The following is a 25,589-nucleotide window of genomic DNA, read 5'->3' on the forward strand; positions in this document are numbered from 1 at the left end:
AATAAATGTCGTCAGTGATACTCTTCCACTGCTGAATCATTCATTATACTTATAAAATAATATTGGAATTCTATCATCTATTATTCGGTAGGTCAACAAATTTTTTTGAAGTGAAACAGGCGATTTTATAATGAACGTTACTTGTAAAGGGTTAAGCACTAGTGATTGTTTTCTACTCATTTTGAATGATCAATATTATGAAATACTGATCATCATTTTTTTAAAATGATATTTTTAGATTGGGAAAATCGCCAAGATATATTTGGTAACTGTTTTTTTCAAAAATACAATTGTGTTTTTACAGAATATTTACTATTATAAGATAAGAAAACATAATAGAAGTGTTATGTAATATTGATTACGATAAAGCATTTCTAACTGTAATAATTAATGGAGAGTCGTTCGTGATAAGGATAGAAAAGCATTACCGATATTGCATCTGGGGGAGTTAAACATGTCGAACAAGGAATTAAAGAGAGGGCTGGAAGCACGTCACATTCAAATGATAGCTTTGGGCGGAACCATCGGTGTCGGGTTATTCATGGGATCGGCGAGCACGATCAAATGGACCGGGCCCTCTGTAATGCTTGCTTATGCCATCGCAGGTATTTTTATATTTTTCATCATGCGTTCCATGGGTGAGATGCTCTATTTAGAACCGACTACAGGTTCTTTTGCAACCTTTGCGAGCAGCTATATACATCCTTTGGCAGGTTATATGACTGCTTGGAGCAATTGGTTTCAATGGGTAATCGTCGGAATGTCCGAAATCATTGCGGTTGGGTTGTATATGCAATATTGGTTCCCGGAGTTACCAACTTGGATACCAGGTGTGGTGGCCATGATCATCTTGGGGGCGGCCAACCTCATTTCAGTGAAATCCTTCGGGGAATTTGAATTCTGGTTTGCGCTTATAAAAATCATAACGATTGTATTGATGATCGTTGCCGGCGTTGGCCTTATCTTCTTTGGAATAGGGAATGGCGGGGATGCGATTGGATTATCGAATCTTTGGGCAAATGGCGGCTTCTTTACGGGAGGCTGGACAGGATTCTTCTTTGCGCTTTCCCTTGTCGTGGCATCCTATCAAGGCGTTGAGCTTATCGGCATCACAGCCGGAGAAGCGAAAGATCCAACGAAGACCGTAACAAAAGCGATCCAATCAATCATATGGCGCATATTGATTTTCTATATTGGTGCTATATTCGTCATTGTGACAGTCTTCCCTTGGGATCAACTGGATGACTTAGGAAGTCCATTCGTTTCAACCTTTGCAAAAATAGGTATCACAGCAGCAGCAGGCATCATTAACTTTGTCGTAATCACTGCGGCAATGTCCGGATGCAACAGTGGGATTTTCAGTGCAGGGCGTATGCTTTACACACTGGCATTGAATGGCCAAGCTCCAAAAATATTTGCAAAAGTATCTAAAAATGGAGTGCCGGCATATTGCACGATCGCTGTACTACTAGGATTGGGCATCGGAGTTATCCTGAATTACCTTGCACCGCCGCAATTATTCCTTTATGTGTACAGTGCGAGTGTATTGCCCGGAATGATTCCATGGTTTGTCTTACTTATCAGTGAGCTTAAATTCAGAAAGGTAAATGCCGCTGAAATGGAGAAGCATCCTTTCAAAATGCCGTTGGCCCCTTACAGTAACTATGCGACAATAGCCTTTTTACTGATGGTGCTGGTGGGTATGTGGATCAATCCGAGTACCCGGATTTCCTTGGTTGTCGGGATCGTTTTCCTAGCCTTGGTCGTGGCAAGTTATTACATGCTGAAAATGGATAAACGAACACCATTGGACGTTAAATCCGATGATGAGATTTCGGGATAAGAAATTCTATTAAAAAGCCCTTCTCTTAATTCGAGAAGGGCTTTTTTTGTCTTTGTGGATCAATTGTTGGAATTCACGAGTAAATGCGTGGAACTCACGAGTAAATGCGTGGAACTCACGAGTAAATGCGTGGAATTCACGAGTAAATGCGTGTAATTCACGAGTAAATGCGTGGAATTCAAGAGTAAAGCCGTAGAACTCACGAGTAAAGTAGTTGAATTCACGAGTAAATGCGTGTAATTCACTAGTAAAGGCGTTGAATTCACGAGTAAAGCTAAATTGACGTCAAAACAAGGGAGGGCCAGCAGGGGGAATGTATCTTCCTGCCAGGTTTTTTCATAGGATGTAACATATTTACCCGAGGAAGGGGTTATCTTTTGGAAAGAACAAAGCTTACCGGGCGTATCGTTACACCTAATGATGCTGAATATGAGCGTGCCAGGATAAATAATAACTTAAGTTTTTCTAAATTCCCAAAGGTAATTGTGTTTTGTCAAAATTCCGATGATGTGTTGAATTCATTAAAGTGGGCCCGGGAAAATCATGCACCTTTCCGGGTTAGGAGCGGCAGGCATAGTTATGAAAATTTTTCATTAGTGAATGGCGGTCTAGTCATTGATATTAGCGAAATGTACAGTATCAAGGTCAATCGTGAAAAAATGATCGCAAAAATTGAAGCCGGAGCTGATTTAGGGCGAGTATATAATACGTTATGGAACTATGGCACGACGATTCCGGCAGGGACCGAAAGCAGTGTTGGTGTTGTAGGTCTTACGCTCGGCGGTGGAATAGGTATGTTAACGAGGCGCTTTGGACTTACTTGTGACAATCTACTTGAAATAGAAATGGTAAGGGCATGTGGAAAGAGGGGCGCCAAACTCATTAAAGCAAATAGGAAAATCAATAGTGATTTATTTTGGGCATGCTGCGGGGGAGGAGGGGGAAACTTTGGTATAGTCACTTCTCTTACTTTCAGGGTAACCCCCGTATCAAGGGTATCCGTTTTCTCCGTCACATGGGGGTGGGAAGATTTCGAAGCGGTGTTTGAAGCCTGGCAGGATTGGGCCCCTCAAGCTGATGAATGCTTAACTTCAGAAATAGAATTCAAGGCAAAGGAAGCAAACGAAATTTTTGCTAAAGGTGAATTTGTTGGAACATCACATAGATTGAAGCAGCTATTAAAGCCTTTGACAAAAACTGGTTCACCAATAAATGTCATGATAAAGGAAGTCCCATACATTGAAGCCGTAAGATTCTTTGATTATCCAGCTGGAAATCAACCGGCGCATCGAAAGAGGTCAGGATCTTTCATTGAAAAACCTTTTCCACAGCAAGCAATCATGACCATGAAACATTTTTTAGGAAATGCTCCAAATGATAATGCAGCCATTTGGCACCAATCCCTAGGAGGAGTGGCGGGCCTTAAAGATCCAAGGGAGACAGCTTTTTATTATCGTGATGCCATCATCGCCCAGGAGTATCAGGCTACATGGACCAATCCAGAAGAAGAGCGGCTAAACATTCGGTGGATCAAGGACCTGAAGCATGCCTTGTCGCCATTTACTACCGGTGACTACGTGAATTGGCCGGATACTCTAATCAAAGATTGGCCAACTGCGTATTATGGAGAAAATTTCAAACGGCTTAGGGACGTGAAAACGAGGTATGATCCGTATAATTCGTTTAAGTTCCCACAAAGCATACCGCCATTAAATAAGTGGGGGTGAAAAAGATTGGTTTCACCAAAAAATATTGGTTATATAAAGACCTATTCCTAAATTTGGATATAGGCCTCTTTCTTCTTGTTTTGATCAATTAATCGAGATAATACCCAAAATCATTCCGCTTGCTGAGCTTGTACTGTATTGTAAACCTGATTTACGGAAGATTGGGCTAGGGCGATTTCTTGAGCAGCTTGTTTAATGGCTTCTTGTGCCAAAGTTGGATCAGAGGAAGATTTTTCAATTGCTTGTGAAAGTAAGGTTTGTGTAAGGGTAACGTTTGCTTTTGCTTTATTTAATTGAGTGATATCAATTTGTTGTTGAGGCATGCAGTTTCTCTCCTTATGTCATTATTGGAATTACTCCATTAGGATGACCGTTCTTTTCTATTTAATAAGGAGAAAAAAATATAACGTAGACAGGATGGACTGAAACGGCCAAGTCCATTGGGATAAACAATTTAAATAAACTATGTGAAATTTATACACAATCCAAATTCGTGATAGATACGTAGGAGCAGGGCAGCCAGGAACATGCCAATTGCTTGCGGCAGGATCGCCGACCATCCGTCAACTTCATTCCATCTGACAACAATGACATATGTAACATAACCCACCGTTGAAATGGCAAGGTAAAAAACCCCTTTTTTCATGCTTCCTTCTTTTTTGTCATCACCATCGCCGTAGCTCGTCAGCAAGACACCTGTAACCAAACAGATTATTGCGCAACAATGCCGATGATGATTGTCATCTTGTCATTCCATTCCCTGAAAATGATAACCGCAAAAAATGTATTTCCTAGAATTTGCAGTCCTGTTGAGATAGGAACGGTCTTCGATACCCCGATTTCCTTGACGCTATTGAATTGAAATAACTGCCCGAATGCCCAGCCTATCCCGGAAATGATGCCGACAATCCACACTAGACTGCTCCATTCCGGCGGATTGATGAAAGACATCATGATGGCGAACAGCCGATTGTAATGCCAAGTGTTTGATTATAAGAGTTACCTCCGTGTTTTTCGGAAACAAGCACTAAGCTGCCCCAAGTCAAAGCAGGGAGGAGCGCAAAGAGAAAATCTTCCACAAAATTTCATCTCCTAAACTAGAAAACAATGTTTTAATGAATATAAAATAGGTAGTTAGTAAGCTATTGATTGTAATTAGAGTTTTCCCTTTACAAGGGAAAGAAAAACATGGTTTTAATTTACCAATTTGTCATTTTATTTTTCAGGGTGGAAACAATGAAATAATAAGTGGTTTATGGTACTTTTAATTTAAAAATAGTTAGGAGAAATAGTATGACGACACTGAATGAATGGTTTGAAAAGGGGATTCCTGCTAAAGAATTTGTATTTTCGATGAAAGTTCATAAAGAAAACTTACAATCGATTCAGGAGGGTTTTTCCATTTCTGCAGAGGAACAAGGTTTTTTTGATGAACTAAAGACGAAGGAACTTCGAGCCATTGTCATTACTGAAGACTGGTGCGGAGACGCAATGATGAACATTCCAATACTGCTGAATATATCTGAAGCGGCAAATATTGAAACTCGCATGGTTTTACGAGATCAAAATCTTGAACTGATGGATCAATACTTAACGAATGGAACAGCGCGTTCGATTCCCATTTTTATATTCATTGATAAGAATGGTGAAGAAAAAGCTGTTTGGGGACCTCGTGCACCAAAGGTACAAGAGTACGTAATGGAGTTAAGGTCTGACCTGCCGGCCAAGGATGATGAACGTTTCGAGGCAGAGCAAAAAGCAGTTATTAAAAAGATAACTGCGGCTTTTGCTGAAGAAAAACACCTGTGGGACGAAGTATACAGCAGTATCAAGGAAGCATTGGGGAGCTGCTGACAGCGGGTATATCACTTTCTGACCTGTCCAAAAGCGGGTGGTAAGCCCATTTTGGAGTTTCTTCCATTATGAAGGGCTGTTTCAAAACGGAGACTGCAACCTGATTGGTTGGTGAATATATAGATATGTTTCCTAACAGTTTTTTCTATAGTATTCACGGTTCTTGAGTGCATGGTTTTGGAACAGCCTTTTCATTTTTTATGATTCTGGAATAATTGTAACGCCGATTGTTCGAATAGGAGAGTCTTGTTTGGCACTTTGATTCGTAGCTTTGTAGTATTTTAACATTAAATCGTTCAATTCATTTTGGAAGTTAATAAAGCTTTCATCATCAAGCTTTAGTTCTAAAAGGGAAAAGGTTGAACCATCTTCCGCGCAGTCTTTTTCTTCTAATTTAGTAAGATAGTTTTGATATTGAGTCATAAGCGATAATTGATAATAAGAAAAATAGTTCACCTTTTTCTCATTAGAAGATTTTTTCCATTCTTCCCCGCTAAGTCGCGCTTCTTCTTCATTTAAAACATAGTATTTTTCGGATACGGATCTCACTTTTTTCTCTTTTGCAATACGAATGACCCCTGAATCCAACAAAACCTGTATATGTCTATATAATGTTGCTTGGGGCACATCTTTAATGACTTTTAACATTTCTAATGGTGTTAAACCATTTTCCCTGTTTCTCATTAAAGCTTGGGAAATCTTTATTCGTACAGGGTGCATTAAAATTTCAGCTTTATTAATCATCTTATTCTCCTCACATTGGAAATTATAACTGGATAATTTTTAATCAATTTTAATGTTGGTCATGAATAATAAGTTTAATTCGTCATATATTGTAATGTTTGAATCATTTTCATTTAATAAAAATGACACGGTTCGAAAAATAATATTACCGAAATATGTTTTCGAAGTAAATAATAAGCCTTTTTAAATAATTTTAATTTTAAGAAATTAATTTCTTTATGTAAAACTTAATAAAATATCACTATATTTTTATTATTATTCATTATGATAATATTATCATTATAAATAACAATAAAAACTAAAACAATATTTTATTAAAGAAAAAAATAGGTGCAAAATTCCAATTTAGATGTTATCATTATCGATAATGATAATAATATTTCGTTTTCAAAGGAGTGGTATATATGGAATTGCATTATGGATGGAACGAATTGAAAGATATTGATTTCATGTCTATTCTGCCGATTATTTTACCGGTAATTGCTATTGGAATGATTTTAGTCCTTATAGCATTAATTGATTTATACAGAAATCGAAAGACGAGGAAAAATGTTTTATTGTGGACACTCATCATTATTTTTGCAAATACTATCGGTCCAATTCTGTACTTCGTTATTGGTAGAAAGGACAGTGAGAGAATATGAAATTAGAGATTAAAAATGTTACAAAAAAATTCAAAGAAAAAACAGCGGTCAATAATTTTTCAATGGAACTGCAATCAGGGGAATGTGTTGGATTGATAGGGCCAAATGGGGCTGGTAAATCGACACTGATAAAAGTGATTGCAGATATTATAGATCCAAGTATGGGAGAAGTATTGCTTGATGGTAAGAAAATTTCAAAAATGAAAAAGGAAATAGGCTACTTACCACAATACCCTAACTTCTTTCAATGGATGACTGCGAAGGAAACTCTTACTTTCATGGGGCAGCTCTCGGGTATCAAGAGGGAAGAATTATTAAGCGGCATCCCAGAGATATTGTCGAAAGTGGGGTTGAGCGGGGAAGAGAATTCAAAGGTGCGGACTTTTTCAGGCGGAATGAAACAAAGGCTTGGAATTGCACAGGCGCTGTTACATAAACCAGCATTGATTGTCATGGATGAACCGGTTTCGGCATTAGATCCAATCGGCCGGAGAGAAGTGTTAAATATCATAAAAGAGATAAAGAAAGATACGACAATTTTATTATCGACGCATATATTAAGCGATGCAGAAGAAATATGTGAGAGGTTTGTCATTATAAAAAGTGGTAAAAAAATTGAGGATACAACAATATCGGAATTATTAAACAGGAATAGCGGAAATAAAATCAATGTCGACATAACCTCTAAAAGTCAAAAATGGATTGAAAATGTTAAAAGCTTGAACTTTGTCAAAGGTGTAGAGGTAATGGGAAATAAATTGAAGATAGAAGTGGAAAATATTGAGTCAAACAAGAATATGTTACTGGCGAATGCTTTAGAGCATAATGTTGATCTTGTAAAGTTCGAAATAGATAACGATACATTGGAAGAGATATTCTTAAAATTGGTGGTGGAAAAATGAATAATTTTGCCGTTTTAGCTAAAAAGGAATTTGTTCAGATGGTACGTGAATTTAAAGTGATTTGGCTGCCGCTTGTATTTATATTTTTAGGAATAACTCAACCGGTTGTAAGCTATTATTTACCTTCAATATTAGAGGCACTGGGCGGGGGCCAGGGGATTACCATTGATCCAAGTATGGCTGCCCAAAAAGGCGGAGAAGTTCTTGCTAGTACCTTAGGGTCTCAATTTGATCAGCTAGGGGTCATGATCATCATCGTTTCCATGATGGGAGTCGTACAATCCGATAAAGCGAATGGGATGCTGGCTTTCATTCTTACAAGGCCCGTGACGGTTGGATCTTATATAAGCGGGAAAATCATTTCCAATTATCTGTTTGTTGCCAGCAGTGTAGCATTGGGATATTTGGTTTCATATCTGTATGTAGTTTTTTTGTTTACGAGTGTTGATTTTGCGGATTTAATAGTGGCTTTGCTGTTCTATCTGCTGTGGATCCTATTTATCATTTCATTCACGACGATGATCAGTACCATTTTTAATAGTCAGGGTATTATTGCATTAATTTCGATAGTATTTCTCCTCGGCTGTAGAATCATAGTTGGATTAAGTCCGGTAATAGACAATGTGAATCCAGCAAGCATGAGTAAACATGCCATGGAAGTACTGATTTTAGGCACAGTCAATTCACAGGCGATTTGGGGTGCATTAGCAGCACTTGCGTTGACGGCAGTAGCGATATTGGTAACGAACATATGGATTTCAAAAAAGAAATTCAATAACGAGTAAGTTGGGATGGAAATGTGTTAATCATGAAGTGATGGGAGGATGATAACTTTGTTAAGCATCACAGATTTAGAGAAAAGCTACTCGGCCAAGAAGATTTTGAATGGTGTAAATCTAGAAATCAAAAAAGGGGAAATTTTAGGTTTCATAGGAGCAAATGGTGCAGGGAAAACTACGACGCTGAACATTATTACGGGCATTTTAGATTCTGAAAATGGAAAGGTTGAAATAAATGGCCTGACCAATGAAGACGGCATTGAATATAAAAAACAATTTTTCTTCATCCCTGATACTATCAATGTGTTTAACAATGTTTCGGGATTTGATTGGATTCGTTTCTTGATGAACCTATATGGAAATGATGACAAAGAACGTTTGGGGAAATATATCAATCGGTTTGGGATGCAGGAGTCCATTAAAAAGCCTATGGGAAGTTATTCTTATGGAATGATGCATAAGGTATCCCTGATAGCGGCTTTTACCATTAATCCCCCGATCATCATTATGGATGAACCATTAAATGGATTAGATCCAAACGCCGTTTTAGTTTTTAAGGGGTTAATCAAACAATATGTTGAAATGGGCGGTACAGTGTTTTTCTCGACGCATCTGCTGGATGTGGCAGAGAAAATTTGTAATACAGTGGCTATTTTAAAAGAGGGGAAAATCATCCTGCATGATGAAATACAAAATATAATAGGTGAAAGTTCATTAGAATCTACCTTTATGGAGGCTCAGGTATATGAAGGAAAAACTTCAGTTAACTAGATTTTTCGTTGCTTCCTTCTATAAAATGCCCAAGCAGACAATGTTGCAGGCTGTACTGATAATAGCCGTTTTTTATATGTTTTTGCAGCTGACTGCCGTAAACGCCTTTGTTTATTTTCTTGGAGATACCGAGGTCTTCCTGTTTTATAATTTAACGATTTCTAGCATTCTCGTCTTTGCATTGGTTTGCTATTTGTCCACATCACAAATATTTTCTTATTATGAATTTAAAGTATTGGCACCTCTGCCACTCACCTATAAGGAAATATCAAGGGCTAAGGTTTTAAGTAGCTTATGGGTTCCTATCATCTTATCAATGGTAATCCAAGTGCCAACAATAGGCTTCTTGATAGTCGACCTAAAGTTTATGGAAGCGTTTAAATTATTTATATTTTTACCGATTGTAAATGGTTTAACGGCTTTGCTCCTGCTTTTTATCCTATCGTGCATTAATAGGTATTATTATAGATTCAAAAATAAAGTAGCATACTTAATGGTGAACATTGCCGTTATCCTAATGCTTTTGATTATTTCCATTGTATATTTTGCCGGAAAATCATCAATTGCTATATCAAAGGTCATCTCGGAAATAGATTTGGATTCTATTGAAGGGCTAAAAAACTCGTTGGAATTCATAATGAGGCATATGTTTGAAACCGCGAATATGATACCAGTGATTAAATGGCTACTGGATGCTTTTGTATCAAATGAAATAACTGTTCAATTTTTCATTATTTATATTTCGATACTAGTAATTGGTTTCCTATTGTTTTCATTTATTATAGAAAACATTTCTGTTCATTATTTTAAAAACGGATTATTTGGAAATAACAAAACGAATGTAAAAAATTCAAAGGTTAACATATCCAAAAATCAATGGAGCAACTATTTACAAAGAGAGATATGGATCATTAAGTCTGAAGCATATTTTAAGATGCAAATCGCTTTAGGTCTTTTATTGCCGCCGATCTTTTCACTTGTCATGTTATTGCTGATTCAGAATGAAGTGTTCCCGAATTATTTGAATATAACGAAAGAGGGGGTCTTTGATAAATACTTTTCATATTCGGTCCTTTTCTTGTGTTGTATAAATAATATAAGCGGAACCCCATATTCAAGGGAAGGGAAATACCACTATTTATTGAAAAGTGCCCCTTTTGATGAAAAATATGTTTATTTTTCTAAAGTGATATTTTCATCAATAATCAGTATTATAGCCGTAGTGATCAGCTTTTTGATATTTGCACTATTTGGTTATTGGGAAATGGAAAATGCAGTCATGTTATTAATTACTTCTAGTTTAGTGGTTTGCTATAATCTTCTAACACCATTATATGATATGAAAAATCCTAGTATAGAATGGGAGAACCCATCTGCTGCTATTAAATCAAACCCCAATGTATTAATAAGCCTGCTTTATGGATTGCCATTATTAATCATGGTGACAGCCATTCATTTTGGCTTGGTTTGGTTCAGTGTCCAACCCCTGATGGGAGCTCTCATAATTTTAATGATCGCAATAGCGATCAATGCCATTTTGATTAATAGATTGAAATTAAATTTATGAAAGTCTTTATATTAGAAAAATATTTCCGTTTGATAAAGGAAGTACAGAAAATCGGCACTAAATAAATTTAAAAAAGGAGTGTCTTATTATGGGGAAACACCATGATAAAGATTTTAAAATTTATGCTGCTCGATTAGTATTGGAAGAAGGCAGAAAACCTAGAGAATTGGCCGAAGAACTTAATATCTCCATACCTACATTAAGAAATTGGATCAATATCTATAAAGAAACAAATGAAGAGGGATCGGCAGACTTCAGTAATGGTTTTTCAGTTCTCAGTCTGAAAGAGGAAAAGGATAAAATAATTAGAGATTTACAGGAAGAGAATGAAATATTAAAAAAGGCAATGCACATTTTTACGAAACAACCAAAATGATTGAACAGTATTAAAACCATATTTTATTTTTCACAAATTATAGTGAAAAATAAAATATGGTTTTTTTTAATTAGAAAATTTATTCTTTTCATGTGCATTTTTTAAAGTTAAGTTTTTTAGACCGAATTTCACACGATAAGTCCTATGAAAATACTACTAAAGAGGAGACATGATGAAAATTGGTAAAGTTATTATGTAATGTAGATAATTTACAAATTTTTAATGGACTCGGCAAAATTGTTGTGATAAAGTGTTATCGATAATGATAATAGGTAATAATTAACCTAGAAAATGAAATAATTGTTTAAAAAAAGAAATTTTTGAGGAAAAAAATGGGTTAAAATTGCGAGATTCTAAAAAAAAGAGGGGAGGGAAATTATAATTGATTGAATATTTTATGAATAAGAAAAAAATTTATAAATCTTACATCAAGTTTTATGAAGCGGATTCAGTCAATTTGGACTATATTGAAGATATTTTCAACGAAAAAGAATGGAGTTATCTTAATTTGCAAAATGGACCCAAAAGAACCATCGAAGCAAAGAAAAGTTTGTACTGTGCAAAAAAAGCAATTATGGAGTTTTTAGATATAGGCTTGGATGAAATAAAGAATGTATCCCTGTTGAAAGGAGTCTTTGGACAGCCGGTTATTGTTACTAATTTGTTCTTATTAATGAACATGGGCATATCCATCACACATACGGATAAAACATTCGGAATATTGATTTTTGATCAACTGCATCCAATGGGAATTGATATCGAGACTAAAACGAAATCTGATTCTGAATTTTTGGAGACCTATTTAACGGAATCCGAGAAAAAAATGATTAAGGAAAGTGATGGTGTTTTAAGTAAAGAAATTTTCTTTAGTGCAAAAGAAAGTCTATCAAAGATACTAAAAACAGGATTGACCTCTCCACTTGAAATCTATGAGATTTCCAAGGTGGATATGGATCATGATAACATCTCACTTTTCTATAAAAATTTTTCCCAATATAAATCAACGGTTGTAATCGTGAACGAAGAAATAAGAAGTGTTACCTTTCCAATAAATTCTACGAAAATAATTGAGGGGGAATACCAATGGAATTAAAAATGGAAGCAAATGCTGAATTTAAAAACAATAACAAATTAGTACAATATCTTTTTAAAAAAGAGGATAGAGTTCATAAGTTAATCATTTCGTTATTGATACTCAGTTTAATTGCAGGTATCGAAACGACGCTTTTGTTATATTCTGCAGATCAAAAAGGGATGAATGTATTAAATGGCATGTCCATTTCAGAGATCGGAGCCATGAGTTTTGCCATTAACACAATTGTAATGGGGGCTCTAGGATTATTGGTTACATTTCTCATTCAAATATTAATTGTGTGCCTGTTATTTTTAGTTTTAAAAGAAAGGCCGGTAAATATAAAAAGGATTTGCCAAGCTGTCATAAATGCAGGGATATGCATCGTGGTTGGATCTGGTGTTAATGCAATCATCGCATTATTGGTTAAGAGCAAGGAAACGACATTTACTAGTTTATCCTTACTGGTGCATGATAAAAATTCCATCCTTCACACATTCATGGCTGAGTTTGAATTGTTTTACATTATCAGTTTAATTCTATTCAGTTATAGTCTGGAAAAATTAGCGCTCATTAAGAGAAGAAATGCATGGATCATAACGATTGTAATAGCTTTAATTTCTTTAGTTTTTCATATGTTGACAGTTGCATCAGGCACATATTTAAAATAATGGGGGAAAATGATGAATATGAATTCTTTAGCGAATTTATTTGAAGAAAGTGTTAGGGAATATGGAGACAATATTGCAGTAAGAAATAAGGATATGCAATTTACATATAAAGAAACGAATATCTTGGCAAATAAAATGGCGATATACATAAAGGACAAAGGGGTAAATAAAGGAGACAATGTTGGAATCTATATTGAAAAATCCGAGCATGTTTTATTTTTAATCATAGCACTCCTTAAATTGGGTGTTACCTATGTACCTATCGACCCTAAAAGTCCTGATGAAAGAGTAAAGCATATAATAAAGAATTCAGAATTGAAGTTATTAATTGGGGATAAAAGCTGGATTAACGACATTGATTGTAATTATGTATCCATTGATGAAGTGATAGAGAATTCAAAAGATATGACATGTGAGAATGTACATACCTTAATTGACCCAGAGGATCCAGCCTATATCATTTTCACATCGGGCTCTACAGGAAAGCCTAAAGGAGTTTGTGTTTCACATGAAAATGTAATGAACTTGTTTTTAGGCTGCGATGATTTGTTCGAGTTTAATAATAAAGATAAATGGACATTTTTCCATTCCTACGCATTTGATTTCTCCGTATGGGAGATGTGGGGGGCATGGATTTATGGCGGAGAAGTTGTAGTGGTTTCATTTGAGGAAAGCAGAAATCCAATATCCTTTGTTGAATTATTGATAAGTACACAAACAACCGTTTTTAATTGTACGCCAAGCGCTTTCTTCGAGGTGAGTGGTGAGCTCATAAATCGTCAAAATGAATTAAGTTTAAAATACATTATTTTTGGAGGGGAAGCATTAAACTTCAAGAAATTGGCGCAGTGGTTTTCTCCCGAAAATGTCAGGCTGCCAAAGTTAATAAATATGTATGGAATAACTGAAACGACCGTTCATGTAACATACAAAGAAATCTCTAAGGGTGATGTGGAAAAAGGAATGACCAATATCGGAAAAGTCTTGCCTCATCTTGGGTTCAAAGTGATGAATCCAAATGGAGAAGAAGTAACTGGAGATGAAGAGGGCGAGTTATACGTTTCAGGAAAAGGTGTATCGCTAGGCTACTATAAAAATCCCATGATGAATAAGATGAAATTTACGGATATTGATAATGTCCGCTACTATAAGTCAGGGGATGTAGTGAAACTGTTGGACGATGGTGATCTGCAATATATCTCGAGGAATGATGAACAAGTACAGCTAAGAGGCTTCAGGATTGAATTAGGGGAAATAGAGAGCTCGTATAATGATTTGAAAAACATCAAGAATGCAGTTGCAACAATGGATAAAGCGTTTAATGATGATATGCATTTATTTTTATACTATGTTGCTGATGAAGAATTAGCTGCTGATTATTTGAGGGAAAGTGTAAAAAGCTCATTGCCAGCCTATATGATACCAAGCTTTTTTATCAAGGTGGACAACATCCCCCTAACTGTAAATGGAAAACTGGATAAATCATTATTACCAAAATTCATCATAAAAGACTGTGAAGCTCCATCGAATATCAAGAGTCCAGTAAATGAAACGATAAGTGAAAAAGTAAGAGAATTGGTGGTTAGCATCATAGGCAATGGGGTTATAAAAAATAATCAGTCCCTACTTGAAAGCGGAATGAACTCATTATCGATAATGAGATTAATTGTCAATATTAAAAAGCAATTTCATATTGAAATTGTTCCTTCCGTTTTATTGGATAACGATACGATTATGAAATTATCCCAAGTCATAGAAACTCGTCAAAAAGAAGAGGTAAAGCAAGATTATACACCTATCCATATTAATGCCAGAAATACATACCCTTTAACATATGAACAAGAAAATTTGTGGTTCATTCACCAAACCAATGTAGACAAATCGTTATATAACATCGTTTTTTCGTATGAAATAGCAGGTGAAGTGAATGAAGGAAATCTGGAACTATCTTTAGATAAGCTAAGCAATAAACATCAAATTTTAAAAAGTGTCATTAGAGAAGAAGCTGGAATGGGCATCTTGGCTTTCGATGAGTCGATTCATCATTATATTAACTATTTCGATGTTTCGGATCTTCCTTTAGACATGCAGGAAGAAAAAATAAATCATTTGGTGAAGGAAGAAACGGAACGGCAATTTGATTTAGGAAATGGTCCCCTCTTATCAACTGCGTTAGTGAAGACAAATGAATGTGAATATCAATTATTATGTAACATCCACCATATTATTTTTGATGGTTGGTCGATTCCATTAATGATCAATGATTGGTTTGCCATTTATGAGGAAATCGAGAATGGCGAACGAAATGATAGGGGTAACCAATCAATCCAATATGGAGATTATGCTTTATGGCAAAAAAACTCACCAAATTATGTAAGTAGTAAGGATAATGAGTTCTGGAGTAATGAAATACCTGCATTACGGCAAAAATCCTTATTACAATATGATCATCAAAAAACCGGAGAAGGTAAATGCACTTCCGATATTATCAGCTTTTTGTTACCTAAAGAAATTCAAAACAACCTGGAAAATCTTCATAAAAAAACGAAGTCGACTTTGTTCATGAGTTTACTTACCGCCTATCAAACCTTTTTGTCGGTTTATTTTGATGAAGAGGAAGTAGTCGTCGGAAGTCCTTTGGCGAAGAGAAACCATGTGGATACTGAACAATTGGTAGGATATTTCGTCAACACCTTGCCCTTTAAATTACATGTATCTCAGGAAGATTCATTTGAAGAGATTTTGCGAAAAAATATAAAAAATATTGCAGGTATTTTTGACCATCAAAATTTACCTACTAAGGAAATTTTGAAATATTTATCGGTAGAAAGAACCATGGAAAATACGCCATTGTTCGATACAGTATTTGTCCTGCAAAATAACCAAAAAGAAAAGCTGGCATATAGAAATTTCAAGTTAAAACCGAAAAAAATCAATACCTTTAAAGCTAAATTTGATCTGGTTGTTCAGGCAGAAGAAATGGATGAGGATGAATTAGTCATTTCGTTTGAATTCAACAAATCATTATTTAATAAAACGACGATTCAAAGAATGGCTAGTAATTTTCAGTATTGGCTGCAAGAGATTACAACCCAGGAAGGCAAGCGGATAAAGGACATTACCTACTTGGAGCCTGCACAGTTACAATCAATAATCGAAATGGGTACAGGCAATGTAAATCAAGAAGTGGAAGATCATCGTTTTGAAGATGTAATAACTAGGTTTGGGAATAAAGTAAGTACAAATTTCAATGATGTTGCCATTGTTCATGGTGAAGATCAGGTGACGTATAGCGAGTTGAATGCCCGGGCAAATCAGGTGGCACAACGATTATTCCGGAACCATGTAGATGTAGAGGATAGAATTGGGATTTTCATGGATCGATCGATCAATATGGTTACCGCTATTTTAGCCATTATGAAAGTTGGGGCGGCATATGTGCCTTTGGACCCATCACAACCAGAGTCACGGGTGAAACATATGATTGAGGATGCTCAAATCACATATTGTTTATGTAATGAAGAAGGAATTTCAAAGTATCCCGGTGATGAAGGAAACCTAATATGTATCGAAGACATACTAAAAGAACGAGAAATTGAGTGTGTAGAATTCGATTCAAGAAAGATATCGGAACGTGATCTGGCCTATATCATCTACACTTCAGGAACAACGGGAAAACCTAAAGGGGTCATGATTGAACATGGAGGATTGGCTAACCTCTGTAATTGGCATATCAATTATTATTCTGTCGATGAAAAAGATGCAGCAGTACTAGTTTCGAATACATCTTTTGACGCTTCCGTTTGGGAGATATTCCCTTACCTGGCGAATGGGAATAAACTCTTGATACTGGATTACTATGATTTATTGGATGTAGAAATCCTTTCGGAGAAGTTAGAAAAGGAGAAGGTCACACTCGCGTTTTTTTCAACGGGTCTGCTCGAGCAATTATTTATCAACGATATGAAATTTCCAGAATCAATCAGAGCTATTTTGACAGGGGGAGATCGTTTAAAAACGATACCCGATCGTTTGAGTTTTGATTTATATAATAATTATGGTCCGACGGAGGGCACGGTCGTCGCGACAGCATATAAGGTACTTCCAAGCGATGATACAGTGATCCCGATCGGAAAGCCAATCTTAAATGCAGAAGCATACGTGTTCAATTCCAGGATGATGCCTACTCCTAAAGGTCAAATAGGCGAGCTGTATATCGGCGGGAAAGGCATTGCAAGAGGATATATAAATAATCCGGAGAAAAACGGTGAAAGCTTTATTCCAAATCCGTTCAATCCCTCAAGGAAACTATATAAAACTGGAGATTTGGTTAAGTATGCCGAGGATGGAAATCTACTCTTTGCAGGTAGGGCTGATGACCAAGTGAAAATACGCGGATATCGTATCGAACTTGGAGAGGTCAGTGCAGTTCTAAATAAATGCCCTGGTATAAAGGATTGCTTCATAGCGATAAAAGATGAATCTAAATCGAAGAAATTCATCATGGCCTATTATATCTCCGAAAATGACCTTGAAGAAAATTATATCCTGGATTATATGAAGAATCATCTTCCCCCTTATATGATTCCTTCTTATTTCATTAAAATGGAGTCCTTTCCGCTAACCGTTAACGGCAAAGTGGATGCGAAGAGCTTGCCGGATACAAAAACGAACCCGGAAGGAACTAACAGTAAAAGTGTCATGAATGGAACGGAACAAAAATTGTTGAAGATATGGAAAGAGGTGCTGAATAATCAGGAAATAACCATCTTTGATAACTTTTTCGAATGTGGAGGAGACTCCATCCTAAGCATTCAAATTTGTTCACTTGCCAAGAAAGAAAATCTTCTCATCACATCAAAAAACATCTTTGAAAAACAAAGTATCGAAGAGCTGGCAAAGATTGTGGAATGGACGGGTGATGTAACGATAAATCAGTCTGATGTTTTTGGAAAGGCACCATTTACACCTATTCAAAGTTGGTTTTTCACTCAACAAATAAATAATTATAATCATTGGAATCAATCTGTAACGTTAAAGGGCTACCCGCAATTGAATGAGAAACGGCTGCAAAGAATCATGGCCCATATCGTCAGACATCATGATGGGCTTAGATCAAGGTTCAATAGAGAAGAATCATTTTTGCAAGTAGGAAAGCATATCGACCCGACTGAAAATTGGACTTTGAATTACGTAAATCTATCAAACATGAATAAGGACAAACAGGAACGGGAAATAGCTAGACTCGGGATCGGTGCACAACAGGGCATAAACATTTCAAAGGGACCACTGATGAAAATAGTATGCATCCATACAGGCCAAAATGAGCATGTAATCCTTTGGATCATTCATCATTTACTTGTTGATGGGGTTTCCTGGAGAATCTTGATCGAAGATTTTGACCGGCTATATATTCAAGATATAAACAATCAAGAACTAAAACTGGATAATAAAACGACATCATATAAGGAATGGGCGAATAACCTAAATGAATATAAAAATAGCATTCCTTTAGGCATTAAAGAGTACTGGCTGAATGAACATGACACAGTATACGAAAACGCCCTAGTCAAAACAGGGAATGTTTATGATGGAAAATCATTTGAAATGAAGCTGAATAAAGAGATTACAAACAAAATCTATAATGAAATGACAAAAGCGTATAAAGCATCTATCGATGAAATATACTTATCTATTTTCGCAGCGCTAATCGGGAAATATTTTAATAAAAAAGATATTCATTTTACTTTAGAGGGACATGGTCGCGAAGAATTATTTGCAGGTGTCGATCTGTCCAGGACAGTTGGATGGTTTACGACCATGTGCCCGATTTATATAGAAAATAAAGAATCCATTTCGAACACGATTCAAGGTACAAAGAAAAAGTTAAGGACACTGCCTAATAAAGGGATTGAGTATGGAATCATAACCGAATTATGTGGCGAGACACATATGAAACAAAATAGACCGATCATCAGTTTTAATAATTTAGGTAGATTTCATCAAAACAATGAATGGGCTGCAAAAGAGGTCATCTTTTTTAGTGAACAAGATATTCAACATAATTCCTATACCGAACATGAAGTCGATATCGAATTGCTTGTAGTGAATGAGGAGCAAACTATAAAAATAAACTATAACAGACATTTCGTAAGAGAAGATTTTGAGAAATATATTCAACACAATTTGCCGGAATTGTTACGGTCATTGGAAGAAGAAACAAAATTGGGAAAACAGATGTACCGCCCGGAAGACTTTCCATTGGTGGATATGCCTGAAGAGGAACTTAACCAACTATTGCACAAAGAAACAGGAATTGTTGATATTTATGAATTGACGGCTTTGCAAAAAGGGATGTTGTACCATAGCTTGTTTGATAGTGAAAGCAGCCAGTATAAAGTGCAGCTCATTTTTGATATTAAAGGTTTTCTGGACGTCGGGAAATTAAAGAATGCCATTGTGACAACTGCAGGGAAACATGACATTTTAAAAACCAAATTATATTCAAGCAGAAAAGGGGTATTCTACCAACTGTTAATGAATTCCATGGATACCGAGATTGAATATGAAGAAATAATCGATCATCAAGGGAAGTTGGAAAAGTTGTTAGCAGATCAATATAAGATCATAGATATCGAGAACAATAGGTTGAATCGCTTCATGATCGTTAAGCTTGCGGAAAATGAATACCAATTAATATGGACATTCCATCATATTACTATGGATGGTTGGAGTTATTCGATGGTGATTAATGACATTTTTAATTCTTATCATTCAATAACACCATCATCATCCGTGAGTGCTCCATTTAAAAAGTATGTTGAATATATGAAAGATTATACGAGTAATAAGGAGCTGCGGGACTATTGGGCAAGGAAATTGGAAGGTGCTCGCAATTCTGGATCTAGTTTAACGGGAGTGTCGGAAGGCGAGGGATACATTGAGAGTAGCTACTTGAAAGTATTGGATGAGGAATTGAGTGATTCCATTCAACGATTCTGTCAGGAATACAAGATTACCATGAATACTTTCTTTCTAACCATTTGGCTAGCCACTTTAAAAGAAGTAAAAGGTACGGAAAATGTTTGTTGCGGCGTAGTGACATCCGGCAGGAATATCCCTGTCCAAAATATTGAGGCTATGGTTGGTCCATTTATCAATACTGTGCCGTTTATAAAGCATATCAGCCAAGAAAAGACCTACCTGGAAATACTGGATGAAGTTCAAAACGAATTTTTGGAATTAAGTTCTTACGAGAATACACCATTATCAGAGATTTATGAGTGGGCTAATTTGGAAAATCATTTGTTTGAATCATTATATGCTTTTGAAAACTATCCCATGCTATTAGCTAATAATGATGAAATCAATGTGAGTTTGAAAGAAGGAAGGGAAACGACCCATTATCCAATCGTCATTATCGTCACCCCTGGTTCAAGTGTTCAAATTAAGTTTAATGAGGCAGCGGTCAATCAAAAGTTAAGGTCATCAGTCATTTCCATATTTAATCAAATCTTAGGCCAAATGTTAGAAAAAATGAAAGTTAAGTGAGGGGATATATATGGAGACAACAATTGCGGTGAAGGAAAGGTTAATTGAGGAAAAGCTTATTGGATTTTGGAAAGAGATTTTAGAACAAGAAACAATAGGTGCAGATTCCAACTTCTTTGACTTAGGAGGGAATTCCCTTTTAGCCATGCAATTTATTCAAATGGTGAAGAATAACATGGGAGTGAGATTACCAATAAAAGTGATGTTCGAACAATCCACCATCCAGGAACTATCTGTACTCATCAAACAATTGGCCGATATGAATAAGTTAAGTTGAATGGAAAAGAATTGAGGTGTTTTTTCTATGAAAAGGATAATCAGTGAAACGGAAGATAGGCTATTAAACTTGATTTCAATTGTTATCGAACCTTTTAAACTATCACTAGTAGAGGACATGAATGAATCACTAAGCACAAATGAAAAAAAAGATGAGTTTTTGACTTCGATAAAACGGGAGTTTGGTATTCAATTAACACCGGAAATCATTTCAAGTCAATGGAATATAGAAAAGCTGGCAAGTTTTCTGGACATGCTTCTCGACATGAGGGAAGTCGAGGTAAATAAGCCTTATAAACGTGGGAAAAGTGAAGGGATGCTTTCTCATAATCAAGATCGAATGTATCTGTTTGACAGCCTGAATGTAAGGAAAACGCTCTATAATATGCCATTTAAATTCATTTTAAATGGCGTAGTGGACATTGATGACCTACAACAGGCCTTAGATTTCATGATTGAACGCCATGAAACTTTGCGAACTAATTTCAAGGGTGAAGAACATCAAATCTTTCAATTCTTATCAAAAAAAAGGAGAAACATAATTGCCTATGAAGACTGTCGGGAAGTAGATACCGAAGTCAGTAATATAATGGTCACCTCCCATCTTACTGAAGAAATGGAAAGATGCTTCGACCTGGAAAATGATCATTTATTTAATATGAAACTATTTCGAGTTGATGAAGAAAAACATTATTTGGTATGCAATTTTCACCATATTATTTTTGATGGAGTATCGTTTGTCACCTTTTTCGAAGAGTTAATGGAGATTTATGAAAGAATTCAAATGGGCAGGGTTGGGGATATTCCTCCTCTAGACATGCAATATTTAGATTATGCTGCCTGGCATAAGGAGTGGGTCAAGGAAAGTACGCCAAGCCAAAGGAGGTTTTGGGAAAGTTATTTAGATAAAGAGGAAGAAGCATTAGAACTTCCATTTGACTTTCAACGTCCAAAATCACCTTCTTACTCAGGTGGAAGACTGGAAATGACCATAACGGATGAACTTCGTGTATTGATAGACAGGATTTTAAAAGAGAATGGTACGACTTTATATACTTTTATGATGACCGCCTATCAAGTGTTTTTAAGTCAGTATACCGGGAAGAATCAAATCATTGTCGGGAGTACCGTGGCAAACCGCGGCCAAGAAGAATTTGCCCGGACAGTTGGATGCTTTGTCAATACTCTGCCATTGAAGTTAACAGTGGATGCCACAGAATCATTTCATGAAATATTGAACCGAAATCGTAAAGTGATTTTGGATGTATTGGAACATCAGGCTTTTCCATTTGAAAAAATCGTAGAAATCATTAATCCAGACAGGGATCTCAGCCATTCCCCATTGTTCCAAACAGCTTTGGCAATGGAGGAAAGCTTTGATGGGAACTTTAGCAATTCATTCTTCACTCTTGAACAAGACAAATTCGACATTCCTTATTCAAATTATGACCTTACTATAAAGGTAAAGGGTTCTCATGACCTAATCCTGGAATTCGAGTATTCCGATGAACTTTTCAGACGGGAAACGATTGAAAGACTCATGTTGAGTTTCGAAAAATGGTTATTCCAAATTTGCAGAAATGCGGATATACCTATCTGTCATTTGGAGTATTTAGATGACAATCAACTGAATCAATTGTTATTTGAGTGGCAAGGTGAGGTTTCGGATGCACATCAAAATGAGACGATCACCTCCATATTCGCAAGAATCGTCAAGAAGCATTCAAACAAATTGGCCGTAGCTGATAATGGTAAGACCATTACCTATTCGGAATTAGATCAAAGATCAAATGTGATTGCGAAATTGGTTAGAAATAATATCGAAAACGGCTCTAATAAGGTGGGCCTGCATGTAAACAGATCGATTGATATGGTAATTGGCATGTTGGGAATCATTAAAGCCGGATGTGCATACATTCCGCTTGATCCTATGCTGCCAGCTGAAAGATTGGAATATATCATCAATGATTCGAAAATGGATATATGCATTACGAATCAAGTTGAGGTCCCTGCCATTAAAAAAATAGCTAAATTGATTGATCTAGAATCCATACATTACGTGGATACCGAGTGCTGTAACGAATACATCGCACCTTCCGATCTGGCTTACATAATCTATACTTCGGGAACGACAGGAAAACCTAAAGGTGTCATGTTATCTCATAGAGGAGTAGTGAATTTAATAATAAGTCAAAACAAGTACTTACAACTTGATGAGACCTCAAAGGTATTACAATTTGCCACTTTTAATTTTGACGCTTCTATATATGAGATTTTTGGAAGCTTATTAAATGGTGCAGAGCTGCATATCGGGAATAATAAGGAGGAAATGTTTGATTTATTCGCATTGGAAAATCAAATCAAAAGTGAAAAGTTAACGCACCTAGTATTGCCGCCAGCAGTATTACAAGAGCTCAATATAGAGGGATCTGATGTGAAATTCGCTGGTTCAGCCGGATCTGAATGTCCAATAGCTTTGCTGGGTCGCTATCAAAAAATAAATTTTTATAATGCCTATGGTCCAACGGAATATTCAGTATGGACCACGATTGAAATGTTTAAAGCGTTTGAAAACAATGAAACTACTACTAATAAAGTATCGATCGGCAAACCAATCCTGAATACTGACGTCTATTTATTAAGTCCAGAGCAAAGACTCGTACCAATAGGTGCTGCAGGGGAAATATATATTGGTGGTGAAGGGTTAGCTGTTGGATATGTGAATAATGATGATTTAACAAAAGAAAAGTTCATTCAACATCCTTTTAAAGCTGGAAAGCGTTTGTATCGCAGCGGTGACCTTGCAAAATTCACGAGCGATGGTGAGTTGATTTTCCTGGGGCGTAAAGATAATCAAGTGAAAATAAGAGGTTTCCGTGTGGAAGTTGATGAGATTTCGGTCAATCTCAATGCGTATCCGCAAGTTAGTGACTCATTCATTAAGGTTCAGGATCAGCCAAACTTAAATAAACAAATAATCGCTTATTTCACATCAAAACAACAAGTTGATTACGATCACTTAAAAGCATTTTTAAAAGAGAGATTACCAAGTTACATGATTCCTTCATTCTTTATGCAAGTGGACAAATTTCCGTTAAATGCAAATGGGAAAATTGATTCAGCGCTTCTTCCGGTACCGGTAACTAGAAGCAATATATTGGAAGAACCAGAGACGTTCAATGAGAAAGTGCTTCTTCAGATTTTTAAGAGTGTCTTAGGCTTAGATGACATCAGTATCCGAGATAACTTTTTTGAACTTGGCGGCGATTCTATTCAGAGCATTCAAATATGTTCTCTAGCAAGGCAGGAAAATATAATCATTAGTCCAAAATCAATTTTTGAAAATCAAACGGTAGCAGAGCTGGCAGCGATCGCGAAAACCGAAAACAAGGTCATGATTCAACCTATAGCTACTAGAGGGAATGTGGAACTGACCCCCATCCAAGAATGGTTCTTTGCAGAGCACACTGCTTCCATCAATCATTGGAACCAGTCCATTGTTTTTAGTAAAGATTCCTGTGCTCAAATGGAGGACATTGAAAAAATTCTATCACATATCGTGGAACATCATGATGGATTGTTAACCCTATTTGAAAAACGTGACAATAAATATATCGGGCATATAGACTCCGAACACAAAACATGGGAGTTAGTCTATAAGGATATACATCATTTGGATGAGGAAACGCGAATAAGGGTGAGAGATGAATGGGAAAGTAAGGCTCAAGGTTCATTGGACATAAGTAATGGACCGATCATGAAAATGCTTGTTTTAAAAGAACAGCCGAACAAGTATCGCTTCTTTTGGGTAATCCACCATTTATTGATTGATGCCGTTTCCTGGAGGATTTTACTTGAGGATTTCAATACTCTCCATGATCTGGCATTAAACAATCAAACAGGAAGGCTTGCTCATAAAACGTCATCATTCAAAGACTGGTCAAACTTCTTGAAGAAATACAATGAATCTTTGATGGACCCTGAAACACTCCGTTATTGGGAACAAAAAACAAAAAGTGAAATAACGGGATTTAAGATAGCGGAAGACTTTATAGCTAAAGAAGAAAGAACGATGGAGAAATCATTCAGTGAAGAAGAAACTGAATTCTTGATCCAGGAATTATCAAGGCAATCAAAAGCGACTGTAGAAGAAGTATTGTTGTCATTAATTGCAAAGAGTTTGAAACAATCTTTTGAAGTGAAGAACTTCTGGATTGAAGTAGAAGGGCATGGCAGGGAAGTGGTGGACGAAACAATGGATGTTACTAGAACCGTTGGCTGGTTTACTGCGATGTATCCCATATTGCTGCATTCAGATGAAACGTTTGCTAGCACTTTAAAATACACGAAGAATGCAATAAGGGAAATCCCAAATAAAGGTTTTGATTATGGCGTCATCAAGTATTTACGACCTGGGGTCATTCAGGAGCCGGACATATACGTTACTTTTAATTACTTAGGAAGATTGGATTCTCAATTTGAATCATCCAATAGCAGGGACTTTGGTGAGTTTGAAAATAAACCAAAACTGCATTTCCTGGCATTGATCCAGGATGGAAAACTAATCATAAAAATAATTTCAAAATTAGCTGAAGAAAAGATGGGCCTAATAATAGAAGCTATTGGTAAAGTCGTCATGGAAATCAAGGGGACTGAATTTGACCAAGGTTCTTTAATAGAAAGTGATTTCCCGGATGCGATGCTCACTGAGGAAGATTTGTTTCATATATTGAATTCTAATAAATAAAGTGATTACTGGTTTAATAGAAAATGATTGTAATCTGCGGGTATGGATGACACGAAGATAATGGA

Annotated in this window: 17 protein-coding genes and 1 pseudogene; 14 read left to right on the forward strand and 4 right to left on the reverse strand. The window is 36.2% G+C overall.

Annotated elements, in window-relative coordinates; genetic code table 11:
* Positions 1–454 precede the first annotated feature (454 nt).
* Positions 455–1,843, forward strand: a complete 1,389-nt coding sequence (locus tag Q8G36_RS04795; RefSeq protein ID WP_305159216.1) for an amino acid permease — start codon at positions 455–457, stop codon at positions 1,841–1,843.
* 377 nt (positions 1,844–2,220) lie between these two features.
* Positions 2,221–3,570 carry an FAD-binding oxidoreductase gene (locus Q8G36_RS04800; protein ID WP_305159218.1) on the forward strand — a complete coding sequence of 450 codons (1,350 nt, stop codon included), beginning with the start codon at positions 2,221–2,223 and terminating at the stop codon, positions 3,568–3,570.
* A 110-nt stretch (positions 3,571–3,680) separates the two neighbouring features.
* On the opposite strand, the gene Q8G36_RS04805 is transcribed toward Q8G36_RS04800, so the two are convergent.
* The 3 genes and pseudogenes from Q8G36_RS04805 to Q8G36_RS04815 form a co-directional block, all read right to left on the reverse strand.
* Complete coding sequence (locus Q8G36_RS04805; RefSeq protein ID WP_305159219.1) at positions 3,681–3,893, reverse strand: hypothetical protein; 213 nt, start codon at positions 3,891–3,893, stop codon at positions 3,681–3,683.
* Between the two features lie 140 nt (positions 3,894–4,033).
* Positions 4,034–4,276, reverse strand: coding sequence for a GRP family sugar transporter (locus Q8G36_RS04810; protein WP_336622949.1), 243 nt, complete (start codon positions 4,274–4,276; stop codon positions 4,034–4,036).
* 5 nt (positions 4,277–4,281) lie between these two features.
* Positions 4,282–4,649: pseudogene (locus Q8G36_RS04815) on the reverse strand (GRP family sugar transporter).
* Positions 4,650–4,863: 214 nt separating this feature from the next.
* Here Q8G36_RS04815 and Q8G36_RS04820 point away from each other — a divergent pair.
* Positions 4,864–5,424, forward strand: a complete 561-nt coding sequence (locus Q8G36_RS04820) for a thioredoxin family protein (RefSeq protein WP_305159221.1) — start codon at positions 4,864–4,866, stop codon at positions 5,422–5,424.
* Positions 5,425–5,622: 198 nt separating this feature from the next.
* On the opposite strand, the gene Q8G36_RS04825 is transcribed toward Q8G36_RS04820, so the two are convergent.
* A complete protein-coding gene (locus Q8G36_RS04825; RefSeq protein WP_251435558.1) occupies positions 5,623–6,168 on the reverse strand; it encodes a helix-turn-helix domain-containing protein in 546 nt (181 codons plus the stop codon).
* 404 nt (positions 6,169–6,572) lie between these two features.
* Between Q8G36_RS04825 and Q8G36_RS04830 the strand changes: the two genes are divergently transcribed.
* The 11 genes from Q8G36_RS04830 (at position 6,573) to Q8G36_RS04880 (ending at position 25,524) form a co-directional block, all read left to right on the forward strand.
* On the forward strand, positions 6,573–6,812 hold the full coding sequence (locus Q8G36_RS04830) for a PLD nuclease N-terminal domain-containing protein (RefSeq protein WP_034305547.1): 240 nt from the start codon (positions 6,573–6,575) through the stop codon (positions 6,810–6,812).
* Positions 6,809–7,714, forward strand: a complete 906-nt coding sequence (locus Q8G36_RS04835) for an ABC transporter ATP-binding protein (RefSeq protein WP_305159222.1) — start codon at positions 6,809–6,811, stop codon at positions 7,712–7,714. The genes Q8G36_RS04830 and Q8G36_RS04835 overlap by 4 nt, the downstream gene beginning before the upstream one ends.
* The gene (locus Q8G36_RS04840; RefSeq protein WP_305159223.1) at positions 7,711–8,499 is read left to right on the forward strand and encodes an ABC transporter permease; all 789 of its coding nucleotides are present in this window, start codon (positions 7,711–7,713) and stop codon (positions 8,497–8,499) included. Before Q8G36_RS04835 ends, Q8G36_RS04840 begins: the two co-directional genes overlap by 4 nt.
* Positions 8,500–8,547: 48 nt before the next feature.
* Positions 8,548–9,264, forward strand: a complete 717-nt coding sequence (locus Q8G36_RS04845) for an ABC transporter ATP-binding protein (protein ID WP_305159224.1) — start codon at positions 8,548–8,550, stop codon at positions 9,262–9,264.
* Positions 9,239–10,831 (forward strand): hypothetical protein, encoded by a 1,593-nt coding sequence (locus Q8G36_RS04850; protein WP_305159225.1) that lies wholly within the window; start codon positions 9,239–9,241, stop codon positions 10,829–10,831. The genes Q8G36_RS04845 and Q8G36_RS04850 overlap by 26 nt, the downstream gene beginning before the upstream one ends.
* Positions 10,832–10,919: 88 nt before the next feature.
* The gene (locus Q8G36_RS04855) at positions 10,920–11,207 is read left to right on the forward strand and encodes a transposase (protein WP_305159226.1); all 288 of its coding nucleotides are present in this window, start codon (positions 10,920–10,922) and stop codon (positions 11,205–11,207) included.
* A 382-nt stretch (positions 11,208–11,589) separates the two neighbouring features.
* Entirely contained in the window at positions 11,590–12,300 is a 711-nt protein-coding gene (locus Q8G36_RS04860) for a 4'-phosphopantetheinyl transferase family protein (RefSeq protein ID WP_305159227.1), read from the forward strand.
* Positions 12,291–12,950: a hypothetical protein gene (locus Q8G36_RS04865; protein WP_305159228.1), complete on the forward strand. Its 660-nt coding sequence runs from the start codon at positions 12,291–12,293 to the stop codon at positions 12,948–12,950. The genes Q8G36_RS04860 and Q8G36_RS04865 overlap by 10 nt, the downstream gene beginning before the upstream one ends.
* Before the next feature lie 12 nt (positions 12,951–12,962).
* On the forward strand, positions 12,963–20,501 hold the full coding sequence (locus tag Q8G36_RS04870) for a non-ribosomal peptide synthetase (RefSeq protein WP_305159229.1): 7,539 nt from the start codon (positions 12,963–12,965) through the stop codon (positions 20,499–20,501).
* 10 nt (positions 20,502–20,511) lie between these two features.
* Entirely contained in the window at positions 20,512–20,778 is a 267-nt protein-coding gene (locus Q8G36_RS04875; protein WP_251435583.1) for a phosphopantetheine-binding protein, read from the forward strand.
* A 27-nt stretch (positions 20,779–20,805) separates the two neighbouring features.
* Positions 20,806–25,524, forward strand: a complete 4,719-nt coding sequence (locus Q8G36_RS04880) for a non-ribosomal peptide synthetase (protein WP_305159230.1) — start codon at positions 20,806–20,808, stop codon at positions 25,522–25,524.
* Positions 25,525–25,589: the final 65 nt, after the last annotated feature.

Source organism: Peribacillus frigoritolerans (assembly GCF_030676415.1).
In the GTDB taxonomy this organism is placed as follows: Bacteria; Bacillota; Bacilli; order Bacillales; family DSM-1321; genus Peribacillus; species Peribacillus frigoritolerans_A.